The organism is Autumnicola edwardsiae (assembly GCF_031846505.1).
In the GTDB taxonomy this organism is placed as follows: domain Bacteria; phylum Bacteroidota; class Bacteroidia; order Flavobacteriales; family Flavobacteriaceae; genus Autumnicola; species Autumnicola edwardsiae.
In genome coordinates, this window is record NZ_JAVRHP010000007.1 from 19,739 (window position 1) to 39,253 (window position 19,515).

The following is a 19,515-nucleotide window of genomic DNA, read 5'->3' on the forward strand; positions in this document are numbered from 1 at the left end:
AATGAACAAGTACTGGTATAAAAATGCGGTAATTTACTCTCTGGATGTTGAAACTTTTAAAGATTCAGAAAATGACGGTATCGGAGACTTTGAAGGTCTCAAAAATGGCCTTACTTACTTATCCAGCCTGGGAGTAAACTGCCTTTGGTTGCTGCCTTTTTTTGATACTCCCAACAGGGATAATGGTTATGACGTGCGGGATTATTACAAAGTAGATTCCCGGCTAGGGGACCTGGGTCATTTTGCGCAACTTATAGATGCCGCAGATGAGGTGGGGATAAGGATTATTATTGACCTGGCGGTAAACCATACTTCCAAAGAACATATGTGGTTCCAGGAAGCCAGAAAAGATAAAAATTCCAAATACCGGGATTTTTATATCTGGGTGGACGAAAAACCTGAAGATGTAGAAGAAAACATGATGAGCGATGGTGATAATAAAGGTTCTAAATGGGAATGGGATGAGGAAGCGGGTGCTTATTACTTCCATACGTTCTATCCCCACCAGCCAGATCTTAATATTTCTAATGAGAAGGTGCAGGAAGAAATCTTCAGGATTATGCAGTTTTGGTTAAAAATAGGTGTTTCAGGATTTAGGATCGATGCTGCGCCGCATATGTTTAATGAAAAAGGCAAAGTGGATTTTTGTAAGGATCCTCATTCGGTTTTCAGGCATTTTCGGGAATTTGTGGGAACTCAGAAAAAAGATGCTATTCTCCTGGCAGAAGTAGATCTTCCTCCTGATAAGTATGAGAAATTTTTTGGAGATGAGGATCAAATGCACATGCTTTTCAATTTTTATGTGAACAACTATATGTTTTTGGCTTTTGCAAGAAAAGAAGCTACTCCATTGGCAGACGCGCTCAAAAAGATGCCCCAGATTTCTGAAAAAGAACAAATGGCAATTTTTGTTAGAAATCATGACGAATTGAATCTCGATAAATTATCTGATGACGAGCGGGAAGAAGTATTTGAAGCTTTTGCACCGCAGGAAAACATGCGCATCTTTGAACGTGGTATAAGGAGACGTCTGGCTCCTATGTTGAACAACGACCGTAGGAGAATTGAACTGGCCTACAGCCTGTTGTTTACCCTGCCGGGAACTCCTGTTATAAGATATGGCCAGGAAATTGGAATGGGAGAGGACCTCTCTATGGAAGGCCGTTCCAGCGTGCGCACAGTAATGCAATGGTCTAACGATAAAAACGGCGGATTTTCTGATGCTTCTGAAGATCAACTTATTAGAAATGTTATTTCTGAAGGAGATTTCAGTTACAAAAAGATCAATGTAAACGATCAACATCGCGATCATGATTCTTTACTAAACTGGATGGGACATGCTATTAAATTCAGAAAAGAATTCAGGGAGTTTGGATGGGGCGATTATACCGTAATGGAAACAGGAAACAAAAGTGTCCTTGCCCACTGTAGAAATTCTGATAAAGGCACAGCAATCGCGCTTCATAATTTTTCTGAAGAAGAGGTTGTCGTGGAAATAGAATTTGAAGATCCGGAAGAAATTGTAGACATTTTTGGAGACGAGAGACATAATGCTTTTGATCCAAATACCCGAAAAATTAGACTGAACCCCTATGGATATAGGTGGTTACATAAAAGGAAACGCTTTTTATAGCAGTTTTCTAATGTCCTGTTTAATCAATGAATTGCATAGAAAAAGAAAGCGATCAACAAGAAATTTTGACTTATGAAGGAAAGAGAACCTGAAAATTATAAATGGTGGCAGAAGGAAATTGTATATCAAATTTATCCACGTTCCTATAAGGACAATAGCGGCGACGGAATAGGCGATTTACCCGGAATTATAGAAAAGCTGGACTACATTAAGGATCTCGGGATCAAAGTTATCTGGATTTCCCCAATCTATCCTTCACCAATGGCAGATTTTGGTTACGATGTGAGTGATTATACCGGTATCCATCCTATGTTTGGAACTATGGAGGATTTTGACAGGTTGCTGGATGAAATTCACAAAAGAAACATGAAATTAATCCTGGACTTTGTCCCCAATCACTCCTCCAATATGCATGAGTGGTTTCAGGAATCCAGAAAATCGAAAGACAGCCCAAAGCGGGATTGTTATATATGGAAAGATCCTGCGCCAGATGGTGGCCCGCCAAACAATTGGCTTAGTGTTTTTGGCGGAAGTGGTTGGGAATATGATGAGGAAACCAATCAATATTATTATCATGCCTTTCTAAAAGAGCAACCAGATTTAAACTGGCGCAATCCTGAAGTCCAAGAAGCAATGTTTCACGTTATGCGGTTTTGGCTGGAAAAAGGTGTTGATGGTTTTAGGGTAGATGTGATGTGGCACCTTATAAAAGACGATCAGTTTAGGGATAATCCGCCAAATCCTGATTACACTAAAGATTATTCACCTTATGATAAGCACCTTCAGGCTTTTACAACAGATCAGCCTGAGGTACACGATATTGTGGAAAAAATGAGGTCGGTGATAGATGAATATGATGAGCGGCTTTTGATTGGGGAGATTTACCTGCCGGTTGAGCAGCTCGTGGAATATTATGGTAAAGATAATCGTGGTGCGCATTTGCCATTTAATTTCCAGTTGGTAGTGTTGCCCTGGGATGCCAGGAAAATTGAAGCAGCAATAAATAAATACGAAGGTGCCCTGCCGCCGGAAGGTTGGCCAAACTGGGTTTTGGGCAATCACGATAATTCCAGGATTGCCACAAGGGTAGGTGCGAAGCAGGCCAGGATCGCTGCAATGTTACTTTTGACATTAAGAGGAACCCCAACCATCTATTATGGCGATGAAATAGGCATGGAAGACGTGTCCATTGCTCCAGATCAGGTTCAGGATCCCCAGGAGAAGAATATTCCGGGGAAAGGACTTAATCGTGATCCTGAAAGGACTCCGATGCAATGGAATGCTTCAGAAAATGCAGGATTTACAAACGGAAATCCCTGGCTTCCGTTAATGGGAAATTTTAAAGAGCTAAATGTAGAGAAACAATGGGATTCCGAAGAAAGCATGCTCAGTTTTTACCGGAAATTAATTGCGTTAAGGCAAAAAGAGCCGGCACTCCAAATTGGCAATTATCGGCCTGTATTAAGCAAAGGCAACCTGCTGGCATATATACGTTCTTCTGAAGAAAAGAAAATTTTTATCACTCTTAATCTCGGCAATTCAGGAGCAGTTATGGACTCCGAAATTCCATTTTCCAAAGCTGTTATTCTTGCCTCAACACATGCGGGAAGGGAAGGGAAAAGCTTAAATAAAACAATAGACCTTCAGGCAAATGAAGGTTTAGTAGCTGAAATCACAGAATAATACAATATTAATTTTTATTAAAAGCTTATGAAGACATTCGGAAAAAAAACGTGGGTAATTGCTGAAGGGTACATTCCTTCTTATAGCAACGGGCCGGAACCAGAATTTACAAGTCATGAAACGGCGTGTATTCTAAATACTTCCAACCAGAAAGCTGAGGTAGAAATCACCATTTTCTTTACAGATAAAGATCCTATAGGGCCTTATAAAGTAGAGGTAGGGGCACAGCGAACAAAGCATCTTAGATTTAACGACCTTAAAGATCCCGAGCCTGTTCCCAGGGATACCGATTATGCCTGCGTTATAAAATCCAACATTCCCGTGGTGGTGCAACATACACGGCTGGATTCACGACAGGCAGAGAATGCTTTGTTAACTACTATAGCTTATTCAGAATAAATTTTTATGGGGAATAGGGAATGGAAAAACTGGAGTGGAAGTTTAAGGTTTACACCCGGCAAGGTGGTCACCCCAGAATCTGAAGATGAAATTGTCCAGCTCATTAAAAAAGCAAGAAAAGATAATAAAAAATTGCGGGTGGTTGGAGCCGGACACTCTTCCAGTCCGCTTGTAAAAACTGAAGATATTCTTCTTTCCCTAAAAAATTTTAAAGGAGTGGAAGCACCAGATCTGCAAAAAAACCTAGCTACAGTATTGGCGGGAATGACGATAAAAGAAGCAGGAAAAGATTTATACAGGCATGGGCTGGCCATGCATAACACCGGAGACGTAGATGTGCAGACTGTTGCAGGGGCCATAGGTACAGGAACTCATGGTACGGGGAGGGAATTGCCCAATCTTTCTTCTATGCTCGTTGGCGTAAGAATGTTCACGGGAACAGGAGAAATAATTGATACCAATATAGAAGAAGATAAAGAACTCTTCCGGGCCCTACGTGTAGCAATGGGAACCTGTGGGATCTTTATTAAAATGCGACTTCAACTGCAGCCATTTTTCAGGTTAACAAGAAAGGAATGGTGCGTACCTTTAGAGAAATGTCTTGGAAATCTGGAGGAACTACAGGAGCGTAATCGCAATTTTGACTTTTACTGGTATCCAAGGAGTGACATGGCAAAAATAAGGGTGATGAACAAGGAGGGAGAGAAGATGCCGGAAATTCCTTATGGTAAGCTAACATTCAAAAAAGAAGGAGACAGCCATAAAGTTTTACCTCGCTCCAGGCACCTTAAATTTGATGAAATGGAATACGCCCTTCCCGCCAAAAATGGCCCGGAATGTTTTCTGGAGGTACGTAGAGAAATTAAGCAAAAGTGGCGAAAAGACGTTGCCTGGAGAGTTCTTTACAGAACAATAAAAGCAGATGACGCTTTTATGAGCAGCATGTATGGACGGGATTCGGTGACGATATCCCTGCACCACAATGCCGGACTTCCATTCTGGGAATATTTTAGAGCTATCGAGCCAATATTCAGAAGATACGGCGGGAGACCACATTGGGGAAAAAAGCATACGCTTAAAGCAGCGGAATTAAAAGAGCTGTTTCCCTGCTGGGATGATTTTCAGAAGTATAGAAAGAGATTTGATCCTGATAATATTTTTCTTAGTCCGTATATGGAGGAACTTTTAATACCAAAACAATGAAAGCAATAGGAAAAATCGACTGGGCCTTTTCGGCAGGACGAATTCCTTTTAAAAATAATGGGGAGGAGCCCTTGTTTATGAGCCACGATAAAATTGCTGTTTTAAATACTTCTGAAGAAAATGCTATAGTAGAGTTATTAATTTTCTATGAAGATCAAAAACCTGTTGGGACCTACGAAATATTGGTAAGAGCTAAACGTCTCCGGAAAATAAGATTTAACGATCTAATTGCTCCTGAAGCGGTGCAGCTGGAGCGAAACTACAGTTGTCTTATACAGACCAATGTTCCGGTGGTTATCCAGTTTAGCAGGATGAACACCGGTGCAAATTCAAATGCGGAAATGAGCACAATCGCCTTTCCGGTAGAACCAGAAAATTAGAAAGATGTTAGGATTTTTATTGGCATTCGGGACGGCTATTTCAGAAGCATTAAAGGATATTACCAGTAAATTCAACCTGCATTATATCGACGAGTACACTGCGGCCTTTTCTATGCACTTGGTACAGAGTATTTTGCTTGCTCCGCTCATTTTCTATTTTGGTTTTGAAGAAATGACCCCAAGGTTTCTATGGGCGCTCCTTGCCAGTTCTGTTCTTCAGTTAATTGTTATCCTGCTTTATTTTAAAGCTATAAAACGTTCTGAACTTTCGGTTACTGTGCCGTTAATAACCCTCACTCCGTTGTTTATGTTGCTCACTTCACCAATTTTAATCGGTGAATTTCCCAGTCTTTTGGGTATCGTAGGAATTATTTTAATTGTTACGGGGACTTATATTTCGAACATTAGCGAAAACAATAAGAACTTTTTTGCGCCTTTCGCGATGCTGGTAAAGGAACAGGGGCCCAGATATATGTTGTTGGTTGCTTTTATTTGGAGTATTACCGCAAATATTGACAAAATAGGAGTGGAAGAAACTTCACCCGTGTTCTGGTCTTTCAGTAAAGATTTTGTGATTCTTTTTTATCTTATTCCTATCCTGGCGATAAAGTCCAAAAAACCACTATCACAAATAAATAAAAGAAAATGGCCTTTGTTGCTGGTGGGCTTCTTCAGATCTGCAAGCGTGCTAACCCAGATGTTTGCTATACAATTTATCTTGGTGGCCTATGTAATTTCGATTAAAAGGGCAAGTTCTGTCTTTATTATCCTCTTTGCTTTCTTTTATATGAATGAAAAGAGAAATTTCAGGAACCGACTTATTGGAATTGTTATTATTCTTACCGGACTTTTTATAATTGCGGTTTCCTGAAAAAGTCAATGCTGAAAATTGCCAATTATCGATCCGGAGAGAGGCTCTGATCGATTTGAAAATTTGAAGATTCTTATTTGAGAATGAAGGGCCTTCGACAGGCTCTGGCTGACGGTGATTTGCGTGTAACGAGTGTTGTACGAAGTATTTACTCCGAGTGCGACACTCCTTTGTATCGAGGAGCTCTTACTATTGCCGAAAATTGCCATTTTTCAGGTTTCCCTTCAGAATAAAAAGGTTTCCTGAAAAATATCCAGAAAACCTCTTTGTTTAAAATATGTTTTTAACCGTATAATAGCTCGCTACACTTCCTGAACTATAAAAAAACCATCATTTCCTTGGGCCTGATAAAGCGGCATAAAAATATACGCATCCCATTCGCTTTTAACTTCGTTTCCGTTCTGTTTTGCAAGTAGCTCTCCTTTTTCAATCTTCTGAAAATTCTCATAACCCGGCTGCATTTCAAATATATCTCCATCTTCGAGACCGTGACGATGGATAATTTCAAAAGTTTTTTGTGGTGGTGCATTTTTTTCAGCAAAACGATTTACACAATCAGGATAAGTTGAAATATTGTCAAGATCAAGTCCGCATGCTTCTTTTAGGGCTAGCCAGATCACGCCTTCGTGATTTTCTACAGAACGTTTGTCTGTATGCTGCCCGGCTTCAAAAACAAAACCGGTCATCCCAATGCGACTCAAATAATGGTCAATATCGCCCGTAATAATATCACTGAAACCTCTAATAATGTAGGTCGGAAATTTATGCGCCCATTCATCATTATCATTCACTTCCTGAACCGAAACATACGGAAGACTGGGTGAGGAGGTGGTATGGCAATCGAGAAAATAGCGTTTAGTGAAATCTTTTTCAGAAAACTTTTCGAGAAGTTCTATAATTTCAAACATTTCCTTTTTCTCGTGGGAGTCTTTTTTCTCCTGATTTACGTTTTCTTCAGTCCATGTCCTGTTGAGGTCTTCATCTATATAGCGCTTATTTTGGTTGAGTGCCATTTTATTGCCGGCAACGCCTACAATTGTCCCTTTTATCTCAGGCTGCGTTTTTTCCAGTTCAGAAAAAACCTTTTCCAATGCTTTCACCCCGCTTGGTTCGTTGCCGTGAATTCCGCCGGTTACAAACAGTAAAGGTCCCTCTTTACCTGAAGTATATTTTCCTATTATTCTTGGTATTTCTTCTTTTAATTCACTGTTCATGATCTTTGTATTTAATCCATAGTTGCCAAGGTGCGGTTGGAGAGCGTACCTTTATACATTTTCTTATATTCAACTTTACGCTCAATAGCTTCAATAACCACATCTGTAAATGTTGGAAGGCCAATATCTTTGAAACGTTCCATTCCACCGGGGCTAAGTACATTTATCTCGATAAGTTTATCTTTAACAATATCAAGACCTACAAAAAATAGCCCGTCCCTGATTAATTTTGGAGCTGTAAGTTCCACAATACGTTTCATATCATCTGTTAGATCACTACTATCTGCCGTTGCTCCCAGCTTAAAATTACTACGGAATTCGCCTTCGCCGCTAACCCTCCTGATAATTGCCTTTTTTCCATCTTGCTCCATGACACGACCATTCATAAGAAGTACCCTCACATCACCGTCCTTAACGGCGGGGAGAAATTCCTGTGCGATAACATATCCCTGGGAACTAATGGTTTCTATAATCTGGTTCACATTTTTTTCATTTTCGTCAATAAGAAAAACATCCTTTCCTCCGGAACCTTCCAATGGTTTAAGGACCATCTTTTTATTCTGTTTTTCCCAAAAATCCAGGAGATCCTCCTTACTCCTTGTAATAATAGAGTCTGGTTTAATATCCTGAGGTAGTTCTTCAAAGTAAAGTTTATCTATAAAAGCGTGGGAAAGGGCATAGGCATCATTTAGAACCAGCACACCTTCCTGTTGTATCATTCTTCCAAAAGCCACACCTGCCTGCTCTGCCCACTGTCTCGAATCCTCTTCTGTAGGATTGTTTCTAATAAAAAGTACATCAATATCCTTAGAAGAAATCTTCTTCTTTCTTGCTTTAGAACCTTGTAGCGCCTCCAGAAATTTCTCCGGAGATTTTATTTTCGAATTTTTGGGTAAAATAGTGCTGTTTATGCTTATTGGGGCATCGTGATGAAAACTGAAATCCCCCACTCCCATTGCAAAAACTTCATGTCCTCTGGCATGCGCCTCTGTCATTAATGCTGTAGATGTACCATTTTTTTCGGTGGCCACATCGTTTAATACAAAACATATTTTCATTTACTTACCATTTTTGAAAGAGGTAACCCCTCTCTGATTAAATTTAATTTCTCTTTTACATTTTCAGTTAATAAATAACTGGGACGTAGAGCCCCTGGATTTAATATTTCCCTATCTGTAAGCTCTTTTATTACGCCGGTGTGTTTTATTCCGAATTTACCTGCTAAAAGAGGTTCATACTCACCCCCGTCCTGCAGATATTTTCTTAGCTCAACCAGGCCCTGCATATAGATAATGTCTTTTAAAAAACCACCTCCCTGCATAATCCTGGAGGTAATATTAAAAGCCCTTTCCGGAGAAAATCCGTACCTTTTGTTAAGAAGCCGGAAAATTTCTCGAAAATCCCCGCCATCCATTAAAGCTTTACCGGCTATTACTCTACCCGCCAGTGTTCTAAGCCTGTTTCTTGTAAGCCCGTCTACCATATACTCTGCCATTACAGCCAGGCCTTCCTGCAGGGGATCATAATCTGCCAGGCCAATACTTAATTGCTCCAGCGGCTGCCTTTTACCATTGTGATAGGTTAGAACATGGGTCCCTACTTCATGCTGAATAAGTGCTTCAGATTCTTTTCTTCTCATTTTATAATCATGAGGGACATAGAGTTCCCCCTGTGATACCATCATGATATTCACATCTTTTCGAATATGTACCTTTCCCTTAAAATTTTCATCCTGGTTCCTGAAGTAGTCAAATTCTTTACGTGCAAGGCTACTAAACTCCAGTGAATCTATGAGGTCCTTCTCATCTACGTCTGAATTCTCCTGTCCCTCTTCAATTTCGTTAAGAACCTGTTCTGCTTCTTTGCACAAATCTCTTCCAACTCCTTTGTGAAGCCTGATGCTGTTATAAAAGAAATTACGCGTTCCGCGCTCATTAAGCATGGTAATTTGCTGATCCAGTTCTTCCCGCTTTTCCCTGAATATCTGCGACATTGCAGGATCGTCTACTTCTTCAATTTTTAAATTATAGAGTTTTCTTTTTAGCACATCTGGATCTACAGGAAGCAGCCGATAGTGATAATCCAGAACTTCTTCATAATTACTTTCAAAAAAAGTCTTTTTTATATCATAAATATTGGAAGGGGAAACCAACCATAGAAATTGATAGGATTTTTCAATTTTTGAGAGCTCCCGGTCAATTTCAAAAACTTTGTCTTTGAGCACCTGCCTTCCCAAAGCGTTATAACTGGGGACGCTACTGGAAGTTTGCACTCTTAAAAAGTCATACAACGCTATATGGAGCGCTTTTATAATATAATCTCTGTAGTTTCTGAAAAGGACAGGATAAAATTCTTTGTTGTCACCTCTGTAAATCGGAGGGATTTCCAGTCCCAGAAGTACTGCTCCACATTGCTTGGTTTGTTCTATAGTCAGCAGCGGCTTATCGCCGGTGGCCTGTCGGTCTTTTGTATCTGATATTTCTGCCTTCAGATATAATCCTGAATAAATATGATTTATACTATTTAGTTCCTTCTGTAATACCTCCAAAGTGGTAGGTAATTTTCTTGAAGGGCCTTTTATTACAAAGGTGCTACTTCCATTTTCGCCCGCATACATTTCAAGGAGCATATAGGATTTGAATTTTACCGACAACTCGTCTGAAATAGCAAAAATTAGCTGCTGGTAGCCTTCAAAATCTTTTTCGCCTATTACGAGGTAAGACGATTCACTTATTACCATCCTTTTGGTATAAGGATCATTTTTCTTTTTCCGGTAAATAACCAGGTAGGGAAGTTCTTTTTCAATATGCATCATTCCGCCTCCCGGAAGTTTGCAATTTGTTTCTGATTCTTCCTCTAAGTTTGTTAAAATTTTTTTAATCGATTCTTTAGATAATTCTGATATGTTCAGCATTATTTGAAGCTTCTTTACTTTTTAATTTCCTGCAGCCCTCTAAAGTGGCTAATGCCGTGCTTTTTCAGCACTTGATGCAAGCTGCATTTGCTTAAATTTAGTAATTAATTTGTGTCTCAAATGAGGAAAAACCTACTTTGGCTTTTATTTAAGAAAGAAGAACTCCTCAAAAAGCCGGAGGAGCGTAAATAAAAATTCAGTTGAATTTGAAGATTTATAGCTAAACCTGTTTTGCCAAAGCCGATCCCAGATTTTGGCAATTATCGACTTGTATTGCGCAGTTCGGACTTTTTCTTCGGAAGAAAATTCGGTTTAAAAAAACCAGATTTTTCAGAAGGAATTTTCACTGATTAACTGCAAAATCTGTCCATTATTCTCATTACCGCCAACCCGTCTTCAGCAGAACACGGATTTTTACTCTTTCCAAGAAAATAGTCTGCAGTAGCCCTGATCATTGGTTGTTGGACATGCGGAAGAGGCTCAAAGTTGAACTCTTCACTGCGATCTTTAGATTTCAGGATCACCTTATCTCCAAAAAAGGAAAAGCTAATAGCACCTTTACTTCCGTAGATAATGCATTCATCGTTTTGATCTGCTGCCGATACATTAAAACACCATATTCCACTGAAATGCACTCCATTTTTGAACCTGATAATTCCGTTTACAATATCATCGGCAGGATAAGAAGTGTTTTGATTCGAAGAGAAACCTTCAACCTGCTGAGTTTCTCCAAAAAAATGGTACATAAGATCAATTTGATGCGGTGCTAGATCGTTAAAGTAACCACCTCCTGAAATGGTAGGGTCAATTCTCCAGTTTTCGTCAGAATCTGCAACTAAATCAGATTTTGGAGGCTGAAGTATTTTAATATTTGCAAAACGTAGTTCACCAATACTTTTCTTTTCCAAAAGCTCCTTTACTTTCAAAAAAGCCGGTAATTTTCTCCGGTAGTGTGCCACCGTAAGTTTGCTTTTGCTACCGTCCAGCGCTTTAATTATTTTTGCGCATTCCTGCGAATTTTTTGCCATTGGTTTTTCGAGATAGACATTTTTGCCTGCCTTAATGGCTTTTAAGGTAAGCTCAACGTGTGTAGATGGGGGAGTGGCAATATAAACGGCATTAATTCGTGTGTCGTTTAGGAGTTCTTCGGCATTGTCGTACCATACAGGAACATTATGCCTTTTAGCAAAATCCCTGGCTTTTTCTGTATCCCTGCGCATTACAGCAAGTAATTCAGAATCTTTAATTTGTTGAAATGCGGGGCCGCTTTTAACTTCTGCCACATCCCCGCATCCTATAATTCCCCATACTAGCTTTTCCATTTATTCAATTTTTGGTACCAGGTATTATTTTGGAAATGATATAACTTCAGGTTTTTTTGCGCTGTTCTTCTGCTTTTATTCCTCCTTGTAGCGCTTTAGTGCCTCAACAAAATAATAATCGCCATAAGTAAGTGGTACATCTATTTCAGAATTTTTGGGGAGATGACCAACTCCATGTTTCAGAATAAAGCCACCGTTGGTACCTTCTTCAGCTAAATATTCCGGACCCATAAGTGTATGGAGAGCAGTTTCAGCAGCATTGAAATACTTCTTTTGCTTATCTTTACCTACATATTCGCTTAACTCAAGCAGGGCAGCGGCCATAATCGCACCTGCCGAAGAATCCCTTAAGGCATCCGGAATTTTTGGCGCGTTGTAATCCCAATACGGAATTTTATCTGCAGGCATATTTGGGTGGTCAAGCATAAAATCTGCGATTTTCACGGCCTGGTCCAGGTATTTTTGATCTTTGGTTTTTCGATATACTTCTGCAAAGCCATACAGGCCCCAGGCTTGTCCACGTGCCCAGGCAGATTCGTCGGCATTGCCCTGGGCCGTTCTCTTTTCTTTTACTTCACCCTTGTTTTCGTTGTAATTTATCACGTGATAAGAACTATTGTCTGGTCTAAAGTGATGTTGCATTGTGGTATTCGCATGAGTGATAGCAATATCGTGATACCTGTTGTCCCCACTGTATTCCGAAGCCCAGAACAGCAGCTCCAGATTCATCATGTTATCGATAATTACCAAAAAACTGTCATCATCAGAATCCCAGGAGCGTATAGCGCCAACTTCTTCGTCAAACCGTGTAGCTAAAGATTTAGCGCTGTTCATAAGGATTTCCTCATATTCCTCTCGTGGATCAAGACGATTTGCAGCACCAAAACTGTCAAACATCATAAAGCCCAAGTCGTGGGTAGAGGTGTTATGCTGCTCTTTTTCAAGATCTTCCAGAATTCGTTCTGCTTCTTCCATAAGCTCAGGATCCCCAACTTCTTCATATAAATAGAGGAGTGTGCCGGGATAGAAACCGCTCACCCACCAATCGGACCCGCTGGTCTCAAACCGGTTTTCTTTAGCATAATAAGTTTTGGGAAACCTTCCATCTTCAGGCAGCTGGTCTGCCATATATTTATATTGTTCTGCGGCTAATTCCAGTGTCGCATCTATTTTATCTGCGGGAATGTCCTTTTTTATTGCACAGGATGTAAAGAAAACCACCAGCATTAAAACTGAAAATTTTACGCTTCTGAATACACTAGATTTTGGTCTGCTTTTTTTCATTGATTTATTTCTATTTAGATAAATTGATTATTTCTAACAGTTCCAACTCGAGTAGCAGTTTTACCGGCAATTTTTTTCCCATCTCTTTGCATAAATTTGCGCCAAAATGTGAAACTGGTTTATGATTTAAAAAGTTCCCTATTATTGATTGGCACCCTTTACCCAGCATTTTTGGTCATACCCAAAATTTGCCAATTATCGGCTTTTATACCTGTTCAAAAGCTAAAGAACCTTTTATACTTCCCAAGGTCTGAATTATTTTCTCAATTTACTAAAATCATGGAAGGTGAAACAGAATTTTTTTAGCACCTCTGCCAAAATTGAAGAACACCATTTTAAGGGAGGCATGCTTTTTATGTCAATTATCGTCCTTTAGATCAGCATAAAAGCGGCATTGCTATAACTATCCATCAACAAAAATATAACCTTTAAAGAACCTGAAGCGGGCGATCTGTTGTATCCACCAGATTTTTTCTTATCACAAAGTCACCAAATTGTTCACCTGCTTCCCGGTCCTGCGCATAGGAACCCAGGATAGGATCAAGTTCTTTTAAAATATCTTCTTCAGAAAGCATTTCTTTATATAGCGAATTTAAACGGTCACCGTTATGGCTGGCACCAAGGTACATGTTGTATCTGCCTGGAGCACGGCCCACAAAACCTATTTCTCCTAATGACGACCTGGCGCAATTATTTGGGCATCCGGTCATCCTGATATTTATTTCTTCGTCCTGAAGATTATGTTTTCTCATAATATCGTCCAGCTTATCTACGAGCGAAGGTAAATAGCGCTCAGCTTCTGCGAAGGCGAGGGGGCAGGTGTTCAGGGCCACGCAGGCCATTGAACTTTTGCGGAGTCCGGTTAATTTCTCATTGTTTAGCACTCCGTGTTTTTCGAGAGCAGCTTCAATTGCTTTCTTATCCTTTTCTTCAACATTGGCAATAATAAGGTTTTGATTTCCGGTAAGCCGGAAGTCTCCTTTTAGTATCTCGGCCACTTCCTTTAAAGCCTTCTTGAGCTCATAACCTTCGTCGTCTTTTACTCTGCCATGCTCCACAAACAAGGTGTAGAACCATTTGCCATTGGTTCCTTGTACCCATCCGTATTCATCGCCATTTTTATTGAATTCAAAAGCGTGGGGTTTTTCCAGGTTCGAACCAAGGCGATTTTCAATTTCATCTACAAACCATTGTAGTCTATGTTTATCTATCGTATACTTAAGTCTTGCATTTTTCCTGTCCACCCGGTTTCCATAATCCCTCTGAATTGTAATCACCGCTTCGCCAACTGCAATAACCTTGTCCTTCGGAACAAAACCTATCACATCTGCAAGACGCGGATAGGTGGATTTTTCTCCGAAAGTGCTTCCCAATCCTCCGCCAATGCAAACATTGTAACCAACGATCTCATTCTTTTCTTCAATGGCAATAAAACCAAGATCATTGGCAAAAACATCAATGTCATTATTAGGCGGAATAGTTAAGCCGATTTTAAATTTCCGTGGCAGGTAATGTTCAGAATATAAAGGTTCTACATCTGGTGTTCCCGCCACTTTCTCTTTATCCAGCCATATCTCGTGATAAGCTGAAGTCTTCGGAAGAAAATGCTCACTTATTTCCCCGGCCAATGCATACACTTCTTCGTGTATTTTTGACTGATAGGGATTGGGGTTGCACATCACATTCCTGTTTACATCACCGCAGGTCGCGAGGGTGCTCAGCAAAGCATCATTTATAGCTTTGATTGTAGGCTTAAGCTCATTCTTGAAAATCCCATGAAACTGAAAAGACTGTCTTGTGGTAAGCTTCATCGTCCCGTTTCCGTATTGATCTGATAGTTTATCCAGAGCAATCCACTGCTTTGGAGTTGTAATTCCTCCCGGGGTCCTCACCCTTATCATGAACTGATAAAGTGGCTCCAGTTTTTGCTTTTTCCGTTCGGTGTCCAGGTCCCGGTCGTATTGCTGATAGGAACCATGGTATTTTATAAGCTTTACATCATCAGGATCCAAAGCACCCGTCAGCGGATTCCTAAGGCTTTCTTTTATGGTGCCCCTAAGAAAATTACTCTTGTCTTTTATATATTCGTCTTCCGATAACTTTTGCTCATCCATAATTCTGCCTTTTGTCTAAGTTATAAATTCCTTTTTAACCTTTGCCAGTAAATTTCAGCTGAAGTTCAGCAAGTCCACATTGGTTTTAAAGTCTCTGAATTTTCGCGTAATCTGATTAATAAATATCTGTCTGATATCGTTTTGATACCTGAAGGTATTTAATGTATTCTTCTGCTTTCTCCGGAGTTACGCCGCCCTGTTGCTGAATTATTTCCCGCAAGGCATTGTCTACATCTTTTGCCATTCTTTTGGCATCGCCACATACATAAAAATGCGCACCTTCTTCCAGCCATTCATAAAGTTCTTTTCCGTTTTCCAACATCCTGTGCTGTACATAAAGTTTTTCCTGCTGATCCCTGGAGAAAGCAACATCTGCCTTTGTAAGCAAACCTTCTTTAAGATATTGCTGCCATTCTGTTTGATAAAGAAAATCAGTTCTAAAGTTGCGGTCTCCAAAAAATAACCAGGACTTTCCTTTTTTCTCTGCCAGCTCCCTATGCTGCATAAAAGCCCTGAAAGGAGCGACACCTGTACCGGGACCTACCATTATAACCGGCGCATCGGGATTTTGCGGAAGCTTGAACCTACTGTTTTTATCTACAAAAACTTTTACTTTATCGTCTACCTTAAGACGGTCTGCCAGCGTAGTAGAGCAGTGCCCTTCTTTATCCCTTCCAAATGCATTGTACCTAACAACCGAGACCAATAAATGCACTTCATCTTCAACGGCCTGCTGCGAGGAGGCGATAGAATACATTCTGGGAGTGTTTTTTCTTAATACCGAAATCAGTTCATCCGGTTTTAATTTATAGGATTCTTCTTGTATTAAATCTAAAATATCCCGTCCAGTAAGATATTCGAGGACCTTATCGTTGTCTGAAAGAAGGTCTTCTAACTTTGTACTTCCTGTAAGTTCGGCATATTTTGTAAGGGAAAGTCTGGAAAGCGGTGTTAATTCATAATCGTAAGTTAAAGCTTCATTCAAACTCTTTTTTCCTTTGTGGCTTTCAACTTCTTCATTACCTGAAAGTTTAGTGGCTTTTAAAACTTCATCTATTAATGTAGAAGAATTTGCTCCATATACCCCAAGGGCATCACCGGGCTCGTAAGTTAAGCCCGATCCTTCCAAATCAAGTTCCAGGTGAATGGTTTCTTTGGAAGACCCTCTTCCGTTTAATTTTATTTTTTCAATAATAGTGGCTTCAAATGGATTTTTCCTGGAATATTTTGCTTCGGCTTTAGGGGCAGCTATTTCACTCTGCGCCTCTGCGGAAGGTGCTTCAACAGAAGTTTCTGCAAAAGCATCAAGAAATTTCTCCTGCCATGCTTCTGCATCCTCTTCGTAATCTACGTCACAATCCTGCCGCGGACCAATACGTTCAGCTCCCAGTTTTTCCAGCGCAGCGTCAAAATCTTTTCCGGTTTGGCAAAAATCAACGTAACTACTATCTCCCAATGCCAGCACAGAAAATTTCATATGAGAAAGGTCCGGCGCTTTTTTGCTGTGTATAAAATTGTAAAGATCCTCTGCCTGCACAGGAGGTTCTCCCAAACCATGAGTACTTACAATCACGGCAAGGTTATCAATTTTCTTCAGGTTTCTTGCTTTAAAAGAAGCCATATCTGAAACTTCTGTTTCTATGCCCTTCTCCTTTGCCCGCGTGGCCAGGTTTTCAGCTAAACCTTCACTGTTACCGGTATGACTACCGAAAAGAATATGTAGCTTTTGCGGTCTGGAGGCTCCAGCAGTTGTAGTAGCGGTAGCGTTCTGTTGGACAGCTTCTGCTGAAGTTACAGAGGAACCTTGCATAATACCGGAAAAATATCCGCTCAACCATTGAAGCTGTCCGGAATCTAATCCTGATAATGCTTCACTAAGTTTTTCAGCTTGCTTATCGCTAAAAGGCCCCTTCTTTAAATCCATGTCTCTCTATTTTCAAAATTAATTCTCGCTGTGTTCTGAAGACTACGAAAGTAAGTCATTCAATATACTAATACCAATTGCAAATATTAATATAGGATAACCTGAAGTTATATCGATAAAAGAATTTAAGGGATCTTAAGGGAAGAATAAAAAGTCAGGTTGAACAGGATCTTTTTTAATAAGTTTTCAGATCTTTTCAGGAGATAAGTAAGGCATTCGAGAAAAATAACCCTCTCCTGGCATAATTAAAAATTATGGTTTCTGAGCAGGAACTGGATCAGCAGGGCGGGTAGTCCACCCTCCGGACCTTGGGGAGTGATAAAATAAAAATTACGATGAATGGGAAGCTTTTTGATCTCAATAATCTTCAGAACCCCGCTTTCCAATTCCTTGAGAATAGCGTGAAGGGAAACAAATGCCATACAATCTGAGTGCTGGAGGTAAGATTTAATAGCTTCGGTGCTTCCCAGTTGCATTTCCACCTGCAGGTCGGCCAGTCGGATTCCTTTTTGCTTCAAAGCGTCGGCGGTAACTTCCAACGTTCCCGATCCCGGTTCCCTAAGTAAAAGCGGAATTTTCTTTAGCTCTTCCGGTTTGATTTCATCCTTTTTGGCCATGGAATTTTTACTGCCACACACAAGGACGATTTCATCTTTTAGAAATGGCGTATAACTTATTTCACGGCGTTTGGATTGACCTTCTATTACGCCCAGTTCTATTTTCTTATTCAGTAAAGCCTGCTCAATCTGTTCTGAATTTCCACTGAGCAATTCCACCTTTACTTCCTGGTGGATATTGTGAAACCGCGCCAGCAACGGTGGCAGGATATATTGGGTTATGGAAGTACTGGATCCTACATGCAGCGTACCCTTAAAAGCACTGTTTAGCTGGTTGAGATCAAATTCTATGCGCTGGTAAATTTTCTGAATTTCGGTGGTGTGGCTTAAGAGAATTTCCCCGGCGGGAGAAAGCAGCACCTTATTTCCCCTTCTGTCGAATAATGCCAGGCCAAATTGGTTTTCCAACTCCTTTATGTGCTTTGTAACCGCAGGCTGGGAAATGAGCAGCTCTTCGGCAGCCTTGGTAAAGCTGAGCCTTCTTGCTACGGTGCTAAAAACTTTAAGTCGGAAATCAAACATATACAATAATAACAATCATTTCTGAAACAAGCAGTATTTTGTAGCACCTGGAATTTTAATATCGGCGGAGAAATTTTAAATGTTTTTCGGTTTTGTGTCTATTGGTTCTACTGAATATTTAATCTGTAATAAATGAAAAACAATGAAATAAATTCCCTCAATTACAGTCATATCAATTAAAACAAAAGTGTAAATTGCACATTTAAGGTTCAAATTATGACAATTAACATGCGCTTTTTTACGCTGCTTTTTAGTTTTTGCTTAAGTCTCGTTTCTCTAAATTTTGAGGCTCAAACCAATTCTGTAAAGAAAAATCCTGATCCTGTTTTACATAAAGCTTTTCAGAATAAATTTTATATCGGTACGGCGTTAAACGCTTATCAGGTTTTAGGACAGGCACCGCAAGAAATGGAAGTTGTAAAGCAACATTTCAATTCTATTGTGGCTGAAAATTGCATGAAAAGCGGTCGCATTCAGCCCCGGAAAGGAGAATATGACTTCTCACTTTCAGACGGCTTTGTCGAGTTTGGTGAACGTAATAATATGCATATTCACGGCCATACGCTTATTTGGCATTCCCAGGCTCCGCAGTGGTTTTTTGTAGATGAAGAAGGGGAAACCGTTTCCAGGGAGGTACTTGTCCAGAGAATGAAAGATCACATTTATACAGTCGTGGGCCGTTATAAAGGAAAGGTAGATTCATGGGATGTGGTGAATGAAGCTATACTGGATGACGGCAGTTTTCGGGAAAGTGAATTCTATAATATTATTGGTGAAGATTTTATAAAACTTGCCTTTAAATTTGCTCATGAGGCAGATCCCGAAGCTCAACTTTTTTATAATGATTATTCCATGTCCAATCCGGGAAAACGTAGAGGTGTGGTAAAAATGGTTCAGAAATTAAAGGAAGAGGGAATTGTTATACACGGTATTGGCATGCAGGGACATATTGGCCTAAACCATCCAGATATTAAGGAATTTGAACAAAGCTTAGAAGCTTTTGGAGCTCTCGGGAAGGTGGTGATTTCTGAACTGGATCTTAGCGTTTTGCCATCTCCCTGGGGTGATGCAGGTGCCAATATTTCTGAAAATTTTGAATATGAAGATGAAATGAACCCTTTTAAGGAGGAGCTGCCAGCTACTGTAGAAGCACAATTTAACGAACGGTACACAGCATTTTTTAATCTTTTTCTCAAGCATCAGGACGTGATTTCACGCGTGACACTTTGGGGAGTGAATGACGGAAATTCCTGGAAGAACAACTGGCCGGTAAGGGGAAGAACAGATTATCCTTTGCTTTTTAACAGGGAGAATGAACCAAAATCTGTAATTAAGGATATTATTAAATTAACCAAAACCAGATAAATTTCATTTTTACTATAACATTTCAGGTGACGTAAAGATTTTGCTATCTTCAAATTGCACTCAAACAAAT

15 protein-coding genes are annotated in these 19,515 nt (G+C 40.0%); 7 read left to right on the forward strand and 8 right to left on the reverse strand.

The window, feature by feature from the left end; translation table 11 throughout:
* Position 1 precedes the first annotated feature (1 nt).
* The 6 genes from RM529_RS02565 (at position 2) to RM529_RS02590 (ending at position 6,169) form a co-directional block, all read left to right on the forward strand.
* Entirely contained in the window at positions 2–1,633 is a 1,632-nt protein-coding gene (locus RM529_RS02565) for an alpha-amylase family protein (protein WP_311483184.1), read from the forward strand.
* A gap of 72 nt (positions 1,634–1,705) precedes the next feature.
* Complete coding sequence (locus RM529_RS02570; RefSeq protein WP_311483185.1) at positions 1,706–3,316, forward strand: alpha-amylase family glycosyl hydrolase; 1,611 nt, start codon at positions 1,706–1,708, stop codon at positions 3,314–3,316.
* Between the two features lie 27 nt (positions 3,317–3,343).
* Entirely contained in the window at positions 3,344–3,715 is a 372-nt protein-coding gene (locus RM529_RS02575) for a sensory rhodopsin transducer (RefSeq protein WP_311483186.1), read from the forward strand.
* Positions 3,716–3,721: 6 nt separating this feature from the next.
* Complete coding sequence (locus tag RM529_RS02580) at positions 3,722–4,918, forward strand: D-arabinono-1,4-lactone oxidase (protein WP_311483187.1); 1,197 nt, start codon at positions 3,722–3,724, stop codon at positions 4,916–4,918.
* A complete protein-coding gene (locus tag RM529_RS02585) occupies positions 4,915–5,298 on the forward strand; it encodes a sensory rhodopsin transducer (protein WP_311483188.1) in 384 nt (127 codons plus the stop codon). The genes RM529_RS02580 and RM529_RS02585 overlap by 4 nt, the downstream gene beginning before the upstream one ends.
* A gap of 4 nt (positions 5,299–5,302) precedes the next feature.
* The gene (locus RM529_RS02590; RefSeq protein WP_311483189.1) at positions 5,303–6,169 is read left to right on the forward strand and encodes an EamA family transporter; all 867 of its coding nucleotides are present in this window, start codon (positions 5,303–5,305) and stop codon (positions 6,167–6,169) included.
* A gap of 302 nt (positions 6,170–6,471) precedes the next feature.
* Here the strand turns inward: RM529_RS02590 and RM529_RS02595 are convergent, their stop codons facing one another.
* From RM529_RS02595 to RM529_RS02630, 8 genes are all read right to left on the reverse strand, one after another.
* Complete coding sequence (locus RM529_RS02595; RefSeq protein WP_311483190.1) at positions 6,472–7,383, reverse strand: succinylglutamate desuccinylase/aspartoacylase domain-containing protein; 912 nt, start codon at positions 7,381–7,383, stop codon at positions 6,472–6,474.
* Between the two features lie 11 nt (positions 7,384–7,394).
* A complete protein-coding gene (locus tag RM529_RS02600; RefSeq protein WP_311483191.1) occupies positions 7,395–8,441 on the reverse strand; it encodes a glutathione synthetase in 1,047 nt (348 codons plus the stop codon).
* Entirely contained in the window at positions 8,438–10,297 is a 1,860-nt protein-coding gene (locus RM529_RS02605) for a peptidase MATCAP family protein (protein WP_311483192.1), read from the reverse strand. Before RM529_RS02605 ends, RM529_RS02600 begins: the two co-directional genes overlap by 4 nt.
* A gap of 350 nt (positions 10,298–10,647) precedes the next feature.
* Positions 10,648–11,619 carry a Gfo/Idh/MocA family protein gene (locus RM529_RS02610; RefSeq protein WP_311483193.1) on the reverse strand — a complete coding sequence of 324 codons (972 nt, stop codon included), beginning with the start codon at positions 11,617–11,619 and terminating at the stop codon, positions 10,648–10,650.
* 75 nt (positions 11,620–11,694) lie between these two features.
* Positions 11,695–12,903 carry a glycoside hydrolase family 88 protein gene (locus tag RM529_RS02615; protein WP_311483194.1) on the reverse strand — a complete coding sequence of 403 codons (1,209 nt, stop codon included), beginning with the start codon at positions 12,901–12,903 and terminating at the stop codon, positions 11,695–11,697.
* Positions 12,904–13,331: 428 nt separating this feature from the next.
* On the reverse strand, positions 13,332–15,017 hold the full coding sequence (gene cysI / locus RM529_RS02620) for an assimilatory sulfite reductase (NADPH) hemoprotein subunit (protein WP_311483195.1): 1,686 nt from the start codon (positions 15,015–15,017) through the stop codon (positions 13,332–13,334).
* 115 nt (positions 15,018–15,132) lie between these two features.
* Positions 15,133–16,941 carry an assimilatory sulfite reductase (NADPH) flavoprotein subunit gene (locus tag RM529_RS02625; protein WP_311483196.1) on the reverse strand — a complete coding sequence of 603 codons (1,809 nt, stop codon included), beginning with the start codon at positions 16,939–16,941 and terminating at the stop codon, positions 15,133–15,135.
* A 245-nt stretch (positions 16,942–17,186) separates the two neighbouring features.
* The gene (locus RM529_RS02630) at positions 17,187–18,080 is read right to left on the reverse strand and encodes a LysR family transcriptional regulator (protein ID WP_311483197.1); all 894 of its coding nucleotides are present in this window, start codon (positions 18,078–18,080) and stop codon (positions 17,187–17,189) included.
* Between the two features lie 216 nt (positions 18,081–18,296).
* Here RM529_RS02630 and RM529_RS02635 point away from each other — a divergent pair, with 216 nt between their 5' ends.
* On the forward strand, positions 18,297–19,445 hold the full coding sequence (locus RM529_RS02635; protein WP_311483198.1) for an endo-1,4-beta-xylanase: 1,149 nt from the start codon (positions 18,297–18,299) through the stop codon (positions 19,443–19,445).
* The last annotated feature ends 70 nt before the right edge of the window (positions 19,446–19,515 follow it).